Origin of the sequence: Shewanella olleyana, from assembly GCF_023283825.1 — a bacterium.
Classification (GTDB): Bacteria; Pseudomonadota; Gammaproteobacteria; order Enterobacterales; family Shewanellaceae; genus Shewanella; species Shewanella olleyana.
In genome coordinates, this window is sequence record NZ_JAKILD010000024.1 from 54,255 (window position 1) to 70,380 (window position 16,126).

Here is a 16,126-nt window from a genome sequence, read left to right on the forward strand (position 1 = left end):
GTTAAATCCACTTGTATCATTTTGTAACATAGTCATATCATTTTTGCTAACGCTTAGCGTTTAACCGCTCAGCATTTAACCAATTCTCATCGGTTTACTTAAGATGTCACGTGACTCAACGTTATTTAGCTAATATTTGCTTAGCCAGCATTTGCGCTTTTTCCCAACGTTCAGTTGAACCAAGCCCTATCATGACTTGCGCCATATCTGCTTTAAGTAGTTTTGCATTATTTTTCGGCGCTGTGGACGGCCAAGTAAAATCACTCAGTAGTGCTTTCACGCCTTCAGGGTCATTACATACCAAAATCATATCGCAGCCTGCAGACAGCGCCGCTTGCGCTCGACCAATATAATCGCCCGCAAATGATGCCCCTTTCATACCCAAGTCATCCGAGAAAATAACCCCATCAAATGCAAGCTCTTGACGTAACACATCTTGAAGCCAGTACGATGAAAAACCAGCAGGATTAGCATCAACTTGCTTGTAAACGACATGAGCAGGCATGACGCCATTTAGCTGTTTTTGGGCCATTAACTGTTTAAAAGGCAAAATGTCATTATTGAAAATATCTTCTTTACTGCGATTGTCTTCAGCCATAGCAACATGGGTATCTGCTTTAACACTGCCATGACCTGGGAAGTGCTTACCCACTGCGGCCATACCCGCTTGATTCATTCCTTCAATAAAACTTGCAGCTAATAAACTAACTTCCTGTGGGTTTGGACTAAAACTGCGCTTGCCAATAACATCACTGATGCCGTTTACATCAAGCACCGGGGCAAAGCTTAAATCAATATCACAAGCCACTAATTCTATCGCCATCAAGAAACCCAGCTCTTTGCTCCAGCGCTGCGCTAAGCTCATATCTCCGTTTGCAGCAGGTAGAATATCTCCCATAGCAGGGACAAGGGTAAACTCATCTCTAAAGCGCTGCACTCGACCACCTTCGTGATCCACCGCGATTAAAAGATCTGGGCGAATAGTACGAACCGACTTAACTAAATCAATCAACTGTGCTTTATTAGAAAAATTGCGGGTAAATAAAATGATCCCCCCAACTTGTGGATGCTGTAATAAAGCAGTTTCTTCATCGCTGACACTGAGTCCAGCTAAATCCATCATTAAATAACTCACGCTAACTCCTATTTATACCGTAACGCTACCAGCTTGATTGTCCATATTACGAAAAAATCGCCATTGTGATCTCGGCTGCAATTACTTCAACTAATCTGAAGCTAATCGCATAAAAAAATCTAATGAACACTCTCATAAAAAGTATGGGATACTCAGTAAAATAACTAAAAAGTTTGCCAAACCGTTAGGTCAATACTGCTTTTAAATCTGTCTGTAATTACTGACTATTATGCAGAGAAACACAAGCTAGAGATACAGTTAACCAAGAATTGTTAATCTAAGTGGAAGCTTTATCAACACCGCGGTAAATGAATAAACGACTATAATAAAAACGACTGAATACTAAGGTTGATAACAATGATTAGCGTATTTGATATGTTCAAAATCGGTATCGGGCCATCGAGCTCCCATACTGTCGGGCCAATGAAAGCGGGAAAGCTGTTTATGCAGCATTTATCTGACCGAGGCCATTTAGCTCAAACAGATGAATTACGTTCAGAATTATTTGGCTCTCTAGGCCAAACAGGTAAAGGCCATGGCACCGGAAAAGCCGTTATTTTAGGCTTGATGGGTGAAGATCCTGATACCGTGGACACTGATGCAATTGACGCTATCCTTGAACAAGTTTCTGCCAATCAAACCTTAATCATTGCTGATGGCCGTTCAGTTAAATTTACCCGTGATAATGGCATTACTTATCACCGCCGTAAAAGTTTACCCGCTCACGCAAATGCAATGACCTTATACGCTTTTAGCCAAGGCGAATGTATTTTTGAACGCACATATTACTCTGTTGGTGGCGGTTTCATTCTTGATGAAGATGAAATCACCCAAACCAATGCATCCCCTGCCACGCCAATAAAATCAGCCCCTTATGACTTTAATACCGCGAGTGAATTACTCGATGTATGTTGCGATAACGGGTTAAGTATTTCTTCATTAATGATGGCTAACGAACTGAGCATCGCATCTGAAGAAGACGTCAAACAAGGTTTGTGGAACATTTGGCAAACCATGAAAAACTGTATCGAACGCGGTTATCAAAAAGAAGGCATGCTTCCAGGCGGCCTTAAATTACGTCGCCGTGCTCCTGCGTTATATCGCCGCTTGCAGGCGGAAGGACGTAACAATATGGACCCATTAACGGCGATGGACTGGGTAGACTTATTTGCTCTGTCTGTTAATGAACAAAATGCTGCTGGTGATCGCGTGGTTACTGCCCCGACAAACGGCGCAGCAGGTATCATTCCAGCGGTTTTATGTTACTACCATACTTTTGTACAAGAAGTGGATATGGACGTGTGTTGCCGTTACTTACTCACTGCCGCTGCTATCGGTATTTTGTATAAGAAGAATGCTTCTATCTCAGGTGCGGAAGTGGGCTGTCAGGGCGAAGTTGGCGTAGCCTGTTCAATGGCTGCTGCGGCATTAACCGAAATCATGGGCGGCACTGTTGAGCATGTTGAAAATGCTGCTGAAATCGGTATGGAGCATAATCTAGGACTTACGTGCGATCCTGTCGGCGGTTTAGTGCAAGTACCTTGTATTGAGCGTAATGCTATGGGCGCGGTGAAAGCCATTAATGCTTCACGTATGGCACTTCGTGGCGATGGCAACCATAAAGTGAGCTTAGATAAAGTCATTAAAACCATGATGGACACTGGCAAAGATATGCGCAGTAAATATAAAGAAACGGCTAAAGGTGGTTTAGCCGTGAATATTGTCGAATGTTAGCTTTGAATTAACTTTGATAAAAAAGAGGCTATTTAGCCTCTTTTTTGTTTAAAGCGTGAGCCTTTTGATTGTTTTTTAGTTAAAAATACTTTTAGATGAGAATGCATTCATCAATAAAGAGCGATCAATGAAAAATATTATCTGCGACATCGATGGCGTTTTACTGCACGACAACAAACTCATTCCGGGAAGTGATAAATTTATCCATAGAGTGCTTGAACAAGGTAATCCCCTTGTCATTCTTACCAACTACCCAGTTCAAACAGGAAAAGATCTGCAAAACCGCCTTGGCGCTGCAGGGATTAATGTACCTGAAACCTGCTTTTACACCTCTGCAATGGCCACTGCTGATTTCCTTAAACACCAACAAGGCAGTAAGGCTTATGTGATTGGTGAAGGTGCCCTAACCCATGAACTCTATAACGCTGGCTTTACGATTACTGATATCAATCCTGATTTTGTCATTGTCGGTGAAACTCGCTCATTTAACTGGGACATGATCCATAAAGCATCTCGTTTTATTGCAGATGGTGCCCGCTTCATCGCGACAAACCCCGATACCCATGGCCCTGCTTACAGTCCAGCTTGCGGCGCACTTTGCTCGCCAATAGAGCGTATTACAGGTAAGAAGCCTTTTTATGTGGGCAAACCTAGCTCTTGGATAATCCGCTCAGCGTTAAATCACATTAAAGGTCACTCAGAAAACACGGTTATTATTGGCGACAATATGCGCACTGATATTCTGGCAGGCTTTCAAGCAGGTTTAGAAACGATATTAGTGACCAGTGGCGTCAGCCAAATGGCCGATATCGATAAGGAACCTTTCAGACCCAATCATGTATTCAAATGCGCTGGCGATATTGATGTGGTCTAGCAGGCCAATATACTCAAATACTCTGTTATACAGTCATTATTCAGAGAATTCTGCTACCTCTCCTTTCGGTTAACATTAGGTAACATATTTTCAAGCTTATAACCTTGTTCGTGTTATAAGCTTGATTCATTATGCCTGCATGGCTATCTCCAAATTACCCCCGTCGCAAACTCACCGAGGTAGTTCTGACTTAACTATGCTTATAAATAGCTTTATATAAATAACAGCATCTATATATAACAGTACCTAAAAATAACAATAGGACGACCTATGAAAAAATTGCTCCCATTCTGCGCCTTAGCTTTGTTAAGCGCATGCAGCCCTCAAAGTGCTGATGAGCAAACCTCTAATCCTTCTTCTGTTACTGCTGAATCCACTTCAATCAGTCAAGTAACCTTTGATGAAGCTCGTTTTAGAAAAGATATTAAAACTTTATCATCAGATGAATTTGAAGGACGTGCTCCCACGACGAAAGGTGAACAGCTCACGCTTGATTACTTGTCTGCAGCCTTTAAAGAAATGGGCTTAAAAACGACTTACCAAGACAGTTATTTACAGCCAGTCCCTATGGTGAGCTATACCGCCAGCGAATCTCAGCAAATTAGCTTAGCTGGGATCAAGTTAACCAACCGCGAAGATATTGTTTTAGGCACTCGCCATGATAAAGGTGGCGTTGATATTAGTAATGCACCGCTGGTTTTCGTCGGTTACGGTGTTAACGCGCCAGAATATCAATGGAATGACTACGATGGTCTAGACATGAAAGGCAAAATTGCGGTGATCATGGTTAACGATCCTGGTTTTGCTCACCCAGAATCCGATAAGTTTAATGGTAAAGCCATGACTTACTACGGCCGTTGGAGTTATAAATTTGAAGAAGCCAGTAGACAAGGTGCATTAGGCGCCATCATTATTCATGATACCGCTCCAGCTTCTTACCCTTGGTCAGTTGTAGAGAATAGCTGGACAGGCGCGCAACAAGACCTCGTATTCAGTCAAGCAATTCAAGATAAACGTATCGCAGTTGAAGGCTGGATGACCTTAGAAACTGCCACGGCTATTTTCAAGAAAGCAGGTTTTGAGCTGCCTAACTTAATGGCCCGAGCTTCAGACATTGCCATTAACCTCGACTTAAACCAAACTGCTGATATCGCCTTTACCAGTAAAGCCGAATATGCCGACAGTTATAACGTCGTCGCAACGCTTCCTGGAACAGATGCAGATGTAAAAGCAGAGCATATTTTGTTCACTGCTCACTGGGATCACCTCGGCATCGATTTAACCAAAGATGGCGATAATATCTATAATGGCGCCCTAGATAATGCCTCTGGCACAGCCGGTATCCTAGAAATTGCCCGTCAATTCGCTAAACAAGCCGAGCAAGGCAATGGCTTAAAACGCTCGGTAACATTTATTGCGACAACGGGTGAAGAACAAGGCCTACTTGGTTCTCGTTATTACGCCGCCAATCCTATTTACCCTATTGATAAAACCGTTGCCGTGTTTAATTTAGACAGCACCAATGTTTATGGTAAAACACAAGATTACACTATTGTGGGTAAAGGACAGTCGGAATTAGAAGAGTATCTTATTTCTGTCGCGAGTACTCAAAATCGAACCGCGACCCGTGAGCGTAACCCTGCATCAGGTGGTTTTTTCCGCTCGGATCATTTCAGTTTTGCTAAATTGGGTGTGCCAGCAGTGTTTGCAGGTGGTGGAAGTATTCCATTAGATGAAGCAACTGCAAAGTATAAACAAGCAATGCAAATCCAAATGAAAGGTTGTTATCACAGCGTTTGCGATCACTACCGAGAAAGTTGGGACCTATCTGGTGCCCTGCAAGATCTCGCTGTTTATTATCAAGCCGCTGAAACCTTGGCAAACAGCAATGATTGGCCCGGTTATTATAAGGGCTCAGAATTTAACAGCCTACGACCAGCCAAAGACTAAACAGATTTCGTTTTAACGAATTTCATTAGCAACTCCCTTAGAAGAGTCCCTTTGAAGAATGCCTAAGAAAAATCCCTTGAAAGAAAATCTTTCAAGGGATTTTTGTTTAAATTTACGTCAAATAGGTAGCTATTTTAATCTTTAAAATTTATCTCTTACATATTCAATATTCTCAAATCGTAATGGCAATTTCAGAGAGTAAAATCAATATTCATCAATAATATCCTTACAAGTTTAATCGATCCTCAAAATGACAGCGTAAAAACAAAAGTTAATCACACAAAAAACCAACTTTTATTAAGAATAATTCAAAATTCAAGCTTGAACCCTGCGTAAAATGCTGTCAAAGTGAATTCCAGATAAAGATTATTAAGTTTAGTTTTACAGTTTTGGAGCCAGATTATGTGTTCAATTTTTTCGATTTTAGATATTCAATCAGACGCAAAAGAATTGCGTCAAGTGGCTTTAGAAATGTCAAAGCTATTACGTCACCGTGGTCCAGATTGGTCAGGTGTTTATGCCGACGATAAAGCGATTCTTGCTCATGAACGTCTTGCCATTGTCGACGTTGATCACGGCGCACAACCGCTCATCAGCGAAGATGACAACATCGTACTTGCTGTGAATGGTGAAATTTATAACCATAAGCAACTTAAAGAAGAGTTAGGTGAAAAGTATCGTTATAAGACGAACTCTGACTGTGAAGTTATTCTAGCCTTATACCAAGAGTACGGCGTAGACTTCTTAGATAAGCTGAACGGTATTTTCGCTTTTGTACTTTACGACAAAACTAAAGATGCATTTTTAGTGGGTCGCGATCACATGGGAATTATCCCGCTTTATTCTGGCCGCGACAGCTTAGGCAACTATTATATTGCCTCTGAAATGAAAGCATTAATGCCAGTATGTAAAACCGTAGAGGAATTTAAACCTGGTCATTATCACTACTCTAAAGATGCTGATTTAACCGAGTATTATCAACGTGATTGGCGTGATTACGACGCTGTAAAAGATAACCCAGCAAGCAAAGAAGACTTACGTGAAGCTTTAGAAGCGGCGGTTAAACGTCAGTTAATGTCAGATGTACCTTACGGCGTATTATTATCAGGTGGCTTAGATTCATCTGTTATATCAGCCATTACTCAAACATTCGCCAAACGCCGTATTGAAAACGATAGCGAAACCGATGCTTGGTGGCCACAACTGCATTCATTTGCTGTTGGTTTAGAAGGTGCACCTGATTTAATTGCAGCCAAAAAAGTGGCTGATGACATTGGCACGATTCATCACGAAATCCACTTCACCTTCCAAGAAGGTCTTGATGCGATTAAAGAAGTGATTTATCACTTAGAAACCTATGACGTGACAACCATTCGTGCAGCAACGCCAATGTATTTGATGGCTCGTAAGATTAAAGCCATGGGGATCAAAATGGTGTTATCAGGCGAAGGCGCAGATGAACTATTTGGCGGTTACTTGTACTTCCATAAAGCGCCTAACGCACAAGCATTCCATGAAGAATTAGTTCGTAAGCTTGATAAACTGCATTTATTTGACTGCTTACGCGCTAACAAAGCCATGGCAGCGTGGGGACTTGAAGCTCGTGTACCCTTCTTAGATAAAGAGTTTATGGATGTCGCTATGCGTATCAATCCTGAAGCTAAAATGTCTAAAGATGGACGCATTGAGAAAAACATTTTACGTGAAGCATTCGAACATGCATTGCCACATGAAGTCGTTTGGCGTCAAAAAGAGCAGTTCAGTGATGGCGTGGGTTACTCTTGGATTGACGGCTTAAAGGATATCGCAGCTGAACAAGTGGATGATTTACAGCTTGCTAACGCTAAATTTAGATTCCCTTACAACACGCCAGAATCTAAAGAAGCCTATTACTACCGTAGTTTCTTTGAAGAGTTCTTCCCATTAGAATCTGCAGCGCAAACTGTACCAGGCGGTAAAACAGTCGCTTGTTCGACACCTGAAGCGTTACTTTGGGATGAAAGCTTACAAGGTATCAACGATCCATCTGGACGCGCAGTTAAAAACGTTCATGACTGTGCTTATTAGTTGATATAAATAAGCTATTATTAAAAAAGCCATCGACCTGTCGATGGCTTTTTTATTATTCTTTTTATGCTATCTTTACAAGGTTAGTTTAACAAGTACTTATAGACTCAATATTTAAAGGATTAAATAATGTCAATTAATGCCGCTTTTATTGGACAATTACTCGTGGTGCTTTGGGTACCATTTACCATTTTAATTACCTGGAGTAGTTATAAATTAGGGAGTAAAAAAACATCTTCACCTAAATTAGCCACTGCGATTGGTTTTTTACTCGCATTTTTTCCTCCATTGGCATTAATATATATTGCAGTTTTGGTCATGATTAAAGATAATTCTCCTTTAGAACCAGCAAGTTGATACCTCCAACCATAGAATCACTACTACTGTTAATTTATAAAGGTTTTCCATGTCTGATGTGACCATTTTTCATTTAGAAATGAATTCAGCTGCTCAATCACAAGCTAAAACTGATGCAAAAGGGTTAACTGTAACAAAAGCTGAGGTGCCACAATTTGAATTTAATCGCTTCTTGTATCAGTTTGTAGGCGCAGCTTGGGAATGGACCGATAAATTAGGCTGGAGTGAAGCCCAATGGCAGCAGTATAGCGAAGATAGTAAGCTTCACTTATATGTCGCGTATTTTGAAGGCTCTCCAGCGGGTTACTTTGAGCTGCAGCAACAAGATGATGGTAACGTCGAGATAATGTATTTTGGACTTGGAGTTCGATTTATCGGCAAAGGCATGGGTGGATACTTACTAAGCCAAGCGATTGAAAAAGCATGGTCACTTGATAACACCCAAAGAGTTTGGGTCCACACTTGCTCTCTTGACCATCCAAGTGCGCTGAAAAATTATCAAGCACGAGGGTTTTCTTTATTCAAAACTGAAATCGAGCAATAGACACGATTGTCAGGATAACGTCACCCTTAAGTGAGTGTATGTGTGAGTGTGATGGAATGACTTTAGTCACACTCCTTACTATTAGATTAGATGGATTGTTTTATAAACTAAGGTGTGCGCGAAGCTAAATCAGCTAAGTGCGCGATTTTCTCTTCTCGGCTCATTTTATGCCAAGCCAATATCTCTTTATGCGTGCGATGACAGCCTAAACAGACATCCTGCAAATCGAGGCAGCAATTGGCCACACAAGGTGAACGAGGTTCATTCAGACCAGACTGCATACTCATTCCCATTTATATCTGCAAAGTGAAAACGCTTGCCACCAGGAAAGCTAAATACGGGTTTAAGGATTGCGCCACCAGCGGCCAATACTTTTCGTTCACTTGTTTCAAGGCATTGACTATAAAGTACAATCAATGGGCAACCTACCCCTAGAGTAAACCCCTGCTCTGCTTGGTAAAAACCACCATCAATACCAACATCTAAAAAACAACTATATTCAGGGCCATAATCTTTAAAATGCCAGCCAAACACTTCGGTAAAAAATGCCTTTGTCTTAACTAAATCTAATGCAGGTATTTCTAAGTAGTTAATTTTATGATGTTTAGACATAAGTAACCCCATATGTGATTAACAGATCTGTACCGCTACAACCCAAGCGACCTTACTTGAAAATAGAGGAATATAGGTAGGATGTCGAACTAGCAGCGTAACTAGCGATAATGAAAACCTAATTTATAAGCGATAGATTTATAAGCGATAGATTTGTGGCTGGCTTTAGTCCTTAAACCTGAAACTAGAACTAAAGCCTAAAGCCACAACGCTAATACTAACTGCACTCTTACTTCACACTCACTTCATAACATTGGGTTAATTAAGATTGAAGTACAGCAGCTAAAGCACCAATTAAGCCGCCAAATACACCACCCCATACCACTAACCAACCTAGATGCTTGCGGATCATTTCTTGAATTATATCCTTCACCATAACTGGGGTTAATTCATCAAGACGTTGATCGACAATATTCGAGACCTTGCCTTGTAAGTCTGCCATTACATTAGGTTGCTCAAGCTCATTGATTAAAATTTGGTTAAACTCTTCGCTTTGAGTCAACTCTGTCAGTGACTGTTTCATCTTATCAATAAAAGGTTCTTTCAACGGAATAAGCGCTTCTGTTCCGCCAAACATCGACAGCATGCCACCAAAAGAAGAATTCTCAACGGTCGTCACAAGTGCATCAAACGAAGGCGCTAAATCTACTTTATCAATCACAGGTGTTAAATCGATAGCACTTGCACTGTTTTCAGTCAGTAAACGATCTATGTTCTCCTGAGTAAAAAACTGCTCCATCATCAGATGTTTAATACCCGCTTTAAACTCTTCAAACCGTGATGGAATAACGCCAGAGCCATATAGTCCAGGGACTTTTTCAAATAACATGTGCACAGCCAGCCAGTTTGTTACTGCGCCAGACAAAGCAAATAAACCAATGGTAAACACCATAGTGATATCAGCAAAGTAACCAATTAATACTAATGCTGCGGCAATGACATTCGTCACTAAACTCTTGTTCAATCTTAAATCCTCGGACATAAAAAAACCTTTGGCATTTTATCAACTTCCAAAGGCTAGATGCTACTGACTATTTAATAATTTTAACTACAAACCGGAATGGTACAAATACATCCCTTCAGTTTCGGTCATATTCGATAAACTTCCTTCGAGTTCGTTATCAAGTACTTTAGTCCGCTTAACTAACATAACTTCGGTTCCTGCAGCTAATACTTTGGCTTTTTCGATTAACTGAGCAGCAATACCTTCGCCGCGACGAGATGCATCAACAAATACATCATCAAAATACCAAACAGGCTTAAGTAACAACGAAGAATAGGAAGGGTAAAGTTGCACAAAACCGAGGCATTTTTGTTGCTCCCATGCCATCAAAATCATGGAGTCGTTTTCACCTAGGCGAGTTTTAATGAACTGAAGGCACTTTTTAGGTTCAGATTGAAACCCCATACTCTGCCTGTAGTCATCAAATAAACTCACTAAAACATCGGTGTCTAATTCTGAGGCTAGGCGGATCTGCATTATTTCGTCCTTGAAAATGGTTGCTTAGACTGTGACTCTTGATAAAAGCTCACACCTAATATATCGGTTTTATCGTTACTTGCTTTGTACAGCTATAATACAACAAAGGATCAACATGATGTTTTTCTACTTTTAGAATCACCCACAACAAAAAGTAACTGTACTACTTAAAAAACTATTTAATACATTAGCTTAAATATAAATACTGTTTTTGTCCATTTAAAAAACTTATGAATAAAATTGTAAATAAATCTAAAACAAACGAGTAACTGAACCTTAAATTCGTTAAAATGTCTAAATATTTACTGTCGAAAACTTACTATAAGCAGTTGCCCCTATGATGCCGTTGTTAAACACATTGAAACTTGCCTTTGATCATCGCCCTCGTTATCAAAAAATTGCGATCATTTTTTCATTTTTTTACTTACTTTTCGTATTAACCTTAGGACTGTTACTGCCATTTATTGCTACCAAGCAAGCGCCTAAATCGTTATCGGAGTTACTGGGCAGAAAGGTTAACATCGAATCAATCAAAGTGAACCCCTTCACTTTTGAAGTTAGCATTAGCCAATTTACTATTGATGAACAAGACAACAACAAGACATTTTTTCATCTAGATAAGCTTGACGTCGACATCATGTTTTGGCGTTCTTTGTTTAGCCTCAATGTGAGCTTGGATTACTTAACCATTGAAGGAACCACACTTACAATTGAACGCTTAGGCACACTTAACAGCTCAGCGCAGAGCAACTCAACTCCGAGTAAGTCAACAACCAGCGAACAACTGGGTTATCAATTTAATTTTACCGATATCATTGAAACATTTGATAATAGAGCTGAACAGGCTGCCAAAAATCAACCTGTAGAAGTAATAGAAACTGAAGAGCCTTCTAGCCCTATTGCCATTCATGTGAATCAATTTGCGTTTAATAATGCCAGCTTGCTAATCAGCGATAAGCTCACCGATACCCAACTGCAATATCCAAATATCAACCTAGCTGCAGCGCAATTCAAAACCGATGCCTTATTATCTGAAATACCTGAAGCTAACAAGCTCATACTTAGCATTGCAGACGCTCAAAACGGCCAAGTAAACCTTGAGTCTCAAGTGCAGTTATCCCCCATCGACGCCAAAGGTAAACTTTCAGTAATTGAAATGGATTTAACCCAATATTGGTCTTTTGTAGAAGCTCTTTTTAAAGTGTCATTGCAGTCTGCTAATTTAAATCTAACTTCTACATTTAATATTGAAGAACCCAGCGCAGTTATCTTGTCAACTGCTCCAGAATCAGTTAGTCCGCCACTTGTTATCGAGATTTCAGATACTGATATTAAGCTCGAAAACATAGCTGCCAATGATGATAAACGACAGGTTAGCAAGATAGATTTATTCGCGTTAAACGGCATCAATGTCTCAACCCAGAATCAAACTATAGATATCGATGAATTACGCACTACAGATGCAGACTTTTGGATAACAGTAGCGCCAGAAAAAATTAATTTAGTGGAGTTATTTACCCCCATTTTTGTCGTAGATGAAAGCACGGCTGAAGATGCTGATACTGCTTTAGCAACACTTAACGAGTCAGATGAACAAGCGCCAACAGCTGTTGATACACTAGATGAAACGCCGACTTGGTTAGTTACCCTAAACCAGTTCAATTTAGAAAATTACCAATTCGAATTGACAGAATCGGTAGCCAACAAAACGGCTAATTTCTGGAAAATATCTGAAATTAACTTTTCCACTCAAACGATAAAATCTGACTTAAGTTTACCCATTGATTACCAGTTGGATTTAACTGTTAATGAGCAAAGCGAATTGACTTCCCAAGGTCAGTTTGATGCAAAACAATTAAGTTTAGAAGCAGATGTTAGCTACCAAAAAGTTAACTTAACTAAATTACAGCCTTACATTTCGCCATTTATGAATGTCACCCTTGAAACAGGCTTATTCAATACTAGCGGCCATATCAGCGCTAATGCTGAACAGCATTTTGTTTATCAAGGGCAAGCCTCAGTCAATCAATTAAAGATTAGGGATAACCTCCATAAACAGCCGTTACTTAATTGGGAGTCAATGGCAATAACAGCATTTACTTTCGATAACTTAGCCCAATCGTTAGCTATCGATGAGATTTTATTTGATGGACTCTTTAGCCGATTAATTATTGCTGAAGACAGAAGCACTAATATTGCAGATCTTGTGGTTCAATCAACTAGCGAAGATAGTAGTAAACCAGATGAGATTAATCTTGAAGTAACAAAGCAGACTAATACCGAATCGAATAAAACAACTTCCCCTAACGATAACGTGGCGCAAGAGTCTGCTTTCGCTATCGATATTAAGCGCATTGGCTTTAAAGATAGCTCTGCATTTTTTGCAGATAACTCCCTTACTCCTAACTTTGCATCAGGAATTGAACAACTAAACGGGGACATAACCCAAATCTCTACCAACCCAGAAACACGAGCATCTGTCGATTTAGAGGGCAAAATTGATAAGTATGCGCCAGTTACTCTAAAAGGCGATATTAACCCGCTACTGGCCAATCCCTATCTAGATTTGAACCTAGCTTTCAATAAAGTTGAGTTAACTTCAATTAATCCTTATTCAGGGACTTATGCAGGTTATTACATTGACAAGGGTCAGTTATCCCTCGCGCTTAATTATCAATTAGAAAACAACCAGTTGGTAGGCAGTAATCATTTAGTTATTGATCAATTAGAGCTAGGTAAACCGAGTAACAGTTCACTTGCAACTTCATTACCTATTTCTTTGGCCATTGCCCTATTACAGGATAGGCATGGTGTGATTGACTTAGGTGTCGATGTAGATGGTGACTTAGACTCTCCAAGCTTTAGTTTTGGCAGCATAGTGATGACAGCAATAACCAATGTCATCACTAAAGCGATTACAGCACCGTTTTCATTATTAGCTGGCCTTGTCGGTGGCGATGAAGATGAAATGGATAAAATAAGTTTTCAATATGGCCAGTCTGATATTACCAGCGAGCAACAAGCCACTCTGACTTCATTGGCTAAAGCGCTGAACGATCGCCCATTACTGGTGCTTAATATTAAGGGAAGTGTTGATTTAGTTAACGATCAACAAGCACTTCAACAGCAGCAGTTACATCAAAAACTTGCCACACAAGCCCAAATGGAATTTTCAGCGTTACCAAAAGATTTATCTGCGAGTCAGTATCCTCAGCAAGGTCCGTTAGTGGATGCATTAATCAATGTATATCAAACTGAAACTCAATTGGATCCGCAATTAATAAAACAGAATATAGAAACAGAAAACCCTGGTATAGAAACTACAGAGCTACAAACCCGCTGGCATATTGCTTTATATAACTTCAGCATGAACCAGCAAGAAGTTGAAGAATCACAGCTTGGAATACTGGCTCAAAATAGAGCTAAAACCGTGAAAGCTTATTTAGTTGAGCAAGCAAACATAGACCCAAGCCGAGTATTTATCCTAGAGAGTCGCGTGCATATGGAGCAAACAAATGCTCAAGCGCTGCTGACTTTGGATGCGAATTAGGTTTGTTTGGCGGTAAATTTGTGTTTGAACTGAGCGTAAGTTTGTTGATAAAGGCTCACTATCACTCTTACTATCGATTAAAAACCAGTCACTTTTTATTGATAGACGTTTAAATAGACATTAAAAATGGTTCTGTTCACAGATGACTATTATCTGTGAACAACATCACGTAAACTATCGCTGAAAATTAAGTAAAATGACTTAATAAACGATTTGTTTTTAGCTAGTTTGTTAAATTCGATAATTAAAGGAAGTGGTATGTTTGTGATCCGTTGGCTTCTTGGCCGCATTATCTTGTTAGTTAACTTTTTATTCCCAGGTAAAAAATATCAACGACCAGTCACTGAGCAAGCCAAAATGGATGAGCAAACTAAAGCATTAGCTTTATATCAATATGCTGCATGTCCTTTCTGCGTCAAAGTACGTCGCGCTATCCGCCGTCAAGGTTTAAACATCGTCACTGTTGATGCAAAGCAAGAAACCAATAAACAGTTACTCGTTAAAGAAGGTGGCCAACTAAAAGTACCTTGTTTAAAGATTGAAAAAGACGGTCAAACTCAATGGATGTATGAGTCTAACGACATTATTGCTTATTTAGAAAAGCAATACGCTTAACCCCAATATCAAATATTGAGCTTGTGTACTAGATTTACCAAAATTTAAAATGGTTTCAATCTAGTACACAGTGCCAATGCCATTAGTGTCAGTACTATCAATGTAAATGGCAATATAGGTCATCTCAAGCTGTCATATATCCTCAATAGCCAAGTTATTCACTGTCAAACAACTCAAACACTATCAATTACAACCTGTTTCGTTTTAATATGAATTGAATCTATTTCACGCTTGATAAAGGACTATTTCTGGTGCCAAAGTACTCTGTATTATTTTTTAGTTTACTGCTGTTATCTGCCTGCTCTTCTGCACCTATTGAACCTGAAGCTTACGCCGGACAATTTAAAGATAAATTCAGCACCTCCATTAAAGGTGAAGGTATCAAACTATTCACTTACCAAGCAAAAGTCGCTTCTGCCACCGATCGCGGCATTGAGGATCCACTTCCCCACCAACAGCGAGTTAACCGCCGTCGTCAAGATGCTCGTAGTTATGCCATTGAGCAAGAGCGCAGACAAGAACGTCTAGAGTTATGGAGCGAACAAGTAGATTTAGGCTTACAAAAAACCATTGATATGACGGGTTATTGTAAAGAAGGTTATATGGTGCTTAACCGGAGTGTCAGCGAAGGTCGCGGTGAAGTTCGCGGTGAATGCAACGATGGCGCAACAGAAGAAGATATTAAAAAGTTTAGCCGTAATTATTAGGGCCTGTTGATCTTTGCTGGTTAAGTTTTGTTCGAAATAAAAGCGTTTTAATTGAGGCGGATGGATTGATGCCTAGTCATCTAAGCACCTTTTATTCACAAAGACTCATCCAACAAAGAGTAAAACGCTTTTACTCGAACCCTTTGGGCAGCGTTTGTTGGCGATTTTTACTGCGTTATCGACTTTTTATGTAGAATAACTACACCACAAAGTCTCTGCCTTGTATAAATGGCCAACAATTCGCTGTAAAAATAACCTTGAAAGTTCAACAGGCCCTAACTATTTGTTTACATGACCTGTTGCTATCGCTTAAAACAGTCATGAAATAGGATAAATAAAGGGTTTAACTATAACCTCTAGCCAGTTTGAGCTAAACTTAAGGCAAATCATTTTAAAGACATGTAATCACTATTAGTCTCAATCGAAATTAACCGTATTGATAACTAATGCTAGATACCTGTTTTACTAAGTTATACAAGTGCCATAGGCACAATGAAGCGA

14 protein-coding genes are annotated in these 16,126 nt (G+C 39.8%); 9 read left to right on the top strand and 5 right to left on the bottom strand.

Annotated elements, in window-relative coordinates; genetic code table 11:
- Positions 1–121: 121 nt before the first annotated feature.
- Positions 122–1,135 carry a beta-N-acetylhexosaminidase gene (gene nagZ / locus L2735_RS16245; protein WP_248985696.1) on the bottom strand — a complete coding sequence of 338 codons (1,014 nt, stop codon included), beginning with the start codon at positions 1,133–1,135 and terminating at the stop codon, positions 122–124.
- Positions 1,136–1,492: 357 nt separating this feature from the next.
- Here nagZ and L2735_RS16250 point away from each other — a divergent pair, with 357 nt between their 5' ends.
- From L2735_RS16250 to L2735_RS16275, 6 genes are all read left to right on the top strand, one after another.
- Positions 1,493–2,869 carry an L-serine ammonia-lyase gene (locus L2735_RS16250; protein ID WP_248985697.1) on the top strand — a complete coding sequence of 459 codons (1,377 nt, stop codon included), beginning with the start codon at positions 1,493–1,495 and terminating at the stop codon, positions 2,867–2,869.
- A gap of 127 nt (positions 2,870–2,996) precedes the next feature.
- On the top strand, positions 2,997–3,743 hold the full coding sequence (locus L2735_RS16255) for an HAD-IIA family hydrolase (protein ID WP_248985698.1): 747 nt from the start codon (positions 2,997–2,999) through the stop codon (positions 3,741–3,743).
- A gap of 270 nt (positions 3,744–4,013) precedes the next feature.
- On the top strand, positions 4,014–5,693 hold the full coding sequence (locus tag L2735_RS16260; RefSeq protein WP_248985699.1) for a M28 family metallopeptidase: 1,680 nt from the start codon (positions 4,014–4,016) through the stop codon (positions 5,691–5,693).
- Between the two features lie 402 nt (positions 5,694–6,095).
- Positions 6,096–7,760 (top strand): asparagine synthase B, encoded by a 1,665-nt coding sequence (gene asnB / locus L2735_RS16265; protein ID WP_248985700.1) that lies wholly within the window; start codon positions 6,096–6,098, stop codon positions 7,758–7,760.
- A 129-nt stretch (positions 7,761–7,889) separates the two neighbouring features.
- On the top strand, positions 7,890–8,117 hold the full coding sequence (locus L2735_RS16270) for a hypothetical protein (protein ID WP_248985701.1): 228 nt from the start codon (positions 7,890–7,892) through the stop codon (positions 8,115–8,117).
- A 49-nt stretch (positions 8,118–8,166) separates the two neighbouring features.
- Complete coding sequence (locus L2735_RS16275; RefSeq protein WP_248985702.1) at positions 8,167–8,661, top strand: GNAT family N-acetyltransferase; 495 nt, start codon at positions 8,167–8,169, stop codon at positions 8,659–8,661.
- A gap of 107 nt (positions 8,662–8,768) precedes the next feature.
- On the opposite strand, the gene L2735_RS16280 is transcribed toward L2735_RS16275, so the two are convergent.
- The 4 genes from L2735_RS16280 to L2735_RS16295 form a co-directional block, all read right to left on the bottom strand.
- A complete protein-coding gene (locus L2735_RS16280) occupies positions 8,769–8,942 on the bottom strand; it encodes a DUF1289 domain-containing protein (protein WP_428848322.1) in 174 nt (57 codons plus the stop codon).
- On the bottom strand, positions 8,923–9,273 hold the full coding sequence (locus L2735_RS16285; RefSeq protein WP_248985704.1) for a VOC family protein: 351 nt from the start codon (positions 9,271–9,273) through the stop codon (positions 8,923–8,925). Before L2735_RS16285 ends, L2735_RS16280 begins: the two co-directional genes overlap by 20 nt.
- A gap of 262 nt (positions 9,274–9,535) precedes the next feature.
- Entirely contained in the window at positions 9,536–10,237 is a 702-nt protein-coding gene (locus L2735_RS16290) for a DUF445 domain-containing protein (protein WP_248985723.1), read from the bottom strand.
- 84 nt (positions 10,238–10,321) lie between these two features.
- Entirely contained in the window at positions 10,322–10,753 is a 432-nt protein-coding gene (locus L2735_RS16295) for a GNAT family N-acetyltransferase (protein WP_248985705.1), read from the bottom strand.
- A 337-nt stretch (positions 10,754–11,090) separates the two neighbouring features.
- Here L2735_RS16295 and L2735_RS16300 point away from each other — a divergent pair, with 337 nt between their 5' ends.
- The 3 genes from L2735_RS16300 (at position 11,091) to L2735_RS16310 (ending at position 15,625) form a co-directional block, all read left to right on the top strand.
- Positions 11,091–14,303 (top strand): DUF748 domain-containing protein, encoded by a 3,213-nt coding sequence (locus tag L2735_RS16300; RefSeq protein WP_248985706.1) that lies wholly within the window; start codon positions 11,091–11,093, stop codon positions 14,301–14,303.
- Between the two features lie 258 nt (positions 14,304–14,561).
- On the top strand, positions 14,562–14,918 hold the full coding sequence (locus L2735_RS16305; RefSeq protein ID WP_248985707.1) for a glutaredoxin family protein: 357 nt from the start codon (positions 14,562–14,564) through the stop codon (positions 14,916–14,918).
- Positions 14,919–15,169: 251 nt separating this feature from the next.
- Complete coding sequence (locus L2735_RS16310; protein WP_248985708.1) at positions 15,170–15,625, top strand: hypothetical protein; 456 nt, start codon at positions 15,170–15,172, stop codon at positions 15,623–15,625.
- Positions 15,626–16,126: the final 501 nt, after the last annotated feature.

Coding starts and splice junctions, on each gene's coding strand:
- L2735_RS16250 (WP_248985697.1), top strand. CDS start 1,493: ATGATTAGCGTATTTGATATGTTCAAAATCGGTATCGGGCCATCGAGC.
- L2735_RS16255 (WP_248985698.1), top strand. CDS start 2,997: ATGAAAAATATTATCTGCGACATCGATGGCGTTTTACTGCACGACAAC.
- L2735_RS16260 (WP_248985699.1), top strand. CDS start 4,014: ATGAAAAAATTGCTCCCATTCTGCGCCTTAGCTTTGTTAAGCGCATGC.
- asnB (WP_248985700.1), top strand. CDS start 6,096: ATGTGTTCAATTTTTTCGATTTTAGATATTCAATCAGACGCAAAAGAA.
- L2735_RS16270 (WP_248985701.1), top strand. CDS start 7,890: ATGTCAATTAATGCCGCTTTTATTGGACAATTACTCGTGGTGCTTTGG.
- L2735_RS16275 (WP_248985702.1), top strand. CDS start 8,167: ATGTCTGATGTGACCATTTTTCATTTAGAAATGAATTCAGCTGCTCAA.
- L2735_RS16280 (WP_428848322.1), bottom strand. CDS start 8,942: ATGCAGTCTGGTCTGAATGAACCTCGTTCACCTTGTGTGGCCAATTGC.
- L2735_RS16285 (WP_248985704.1), bottom strand. CDS start 9,273: ATGTCTAAACATCATAAAATTAACTACTTAGAAATACCTGCATTAGAT.
- L2735_RS16295 (WP_248985705.1), bottom strand. CDS start 10,753: ATGCAGATCCGCCTAGCCTCAGAATTAGACACCGATGTTTTAGTGAGT.
- L2735_RS16300 (WP_248985706.1), top strand. CDS start 11,091: ATGATGCCGTTGTTAAACACATTGAAACTTGCCTTTGATCATCGCCCT.
- L2735_RS16305 (WP_248985707.1), top strand. CDS start 14,562: ATGTTTGTGATCCGTTGGCTTCTTGGCCGCATTATCTTGTTAGTTAAC.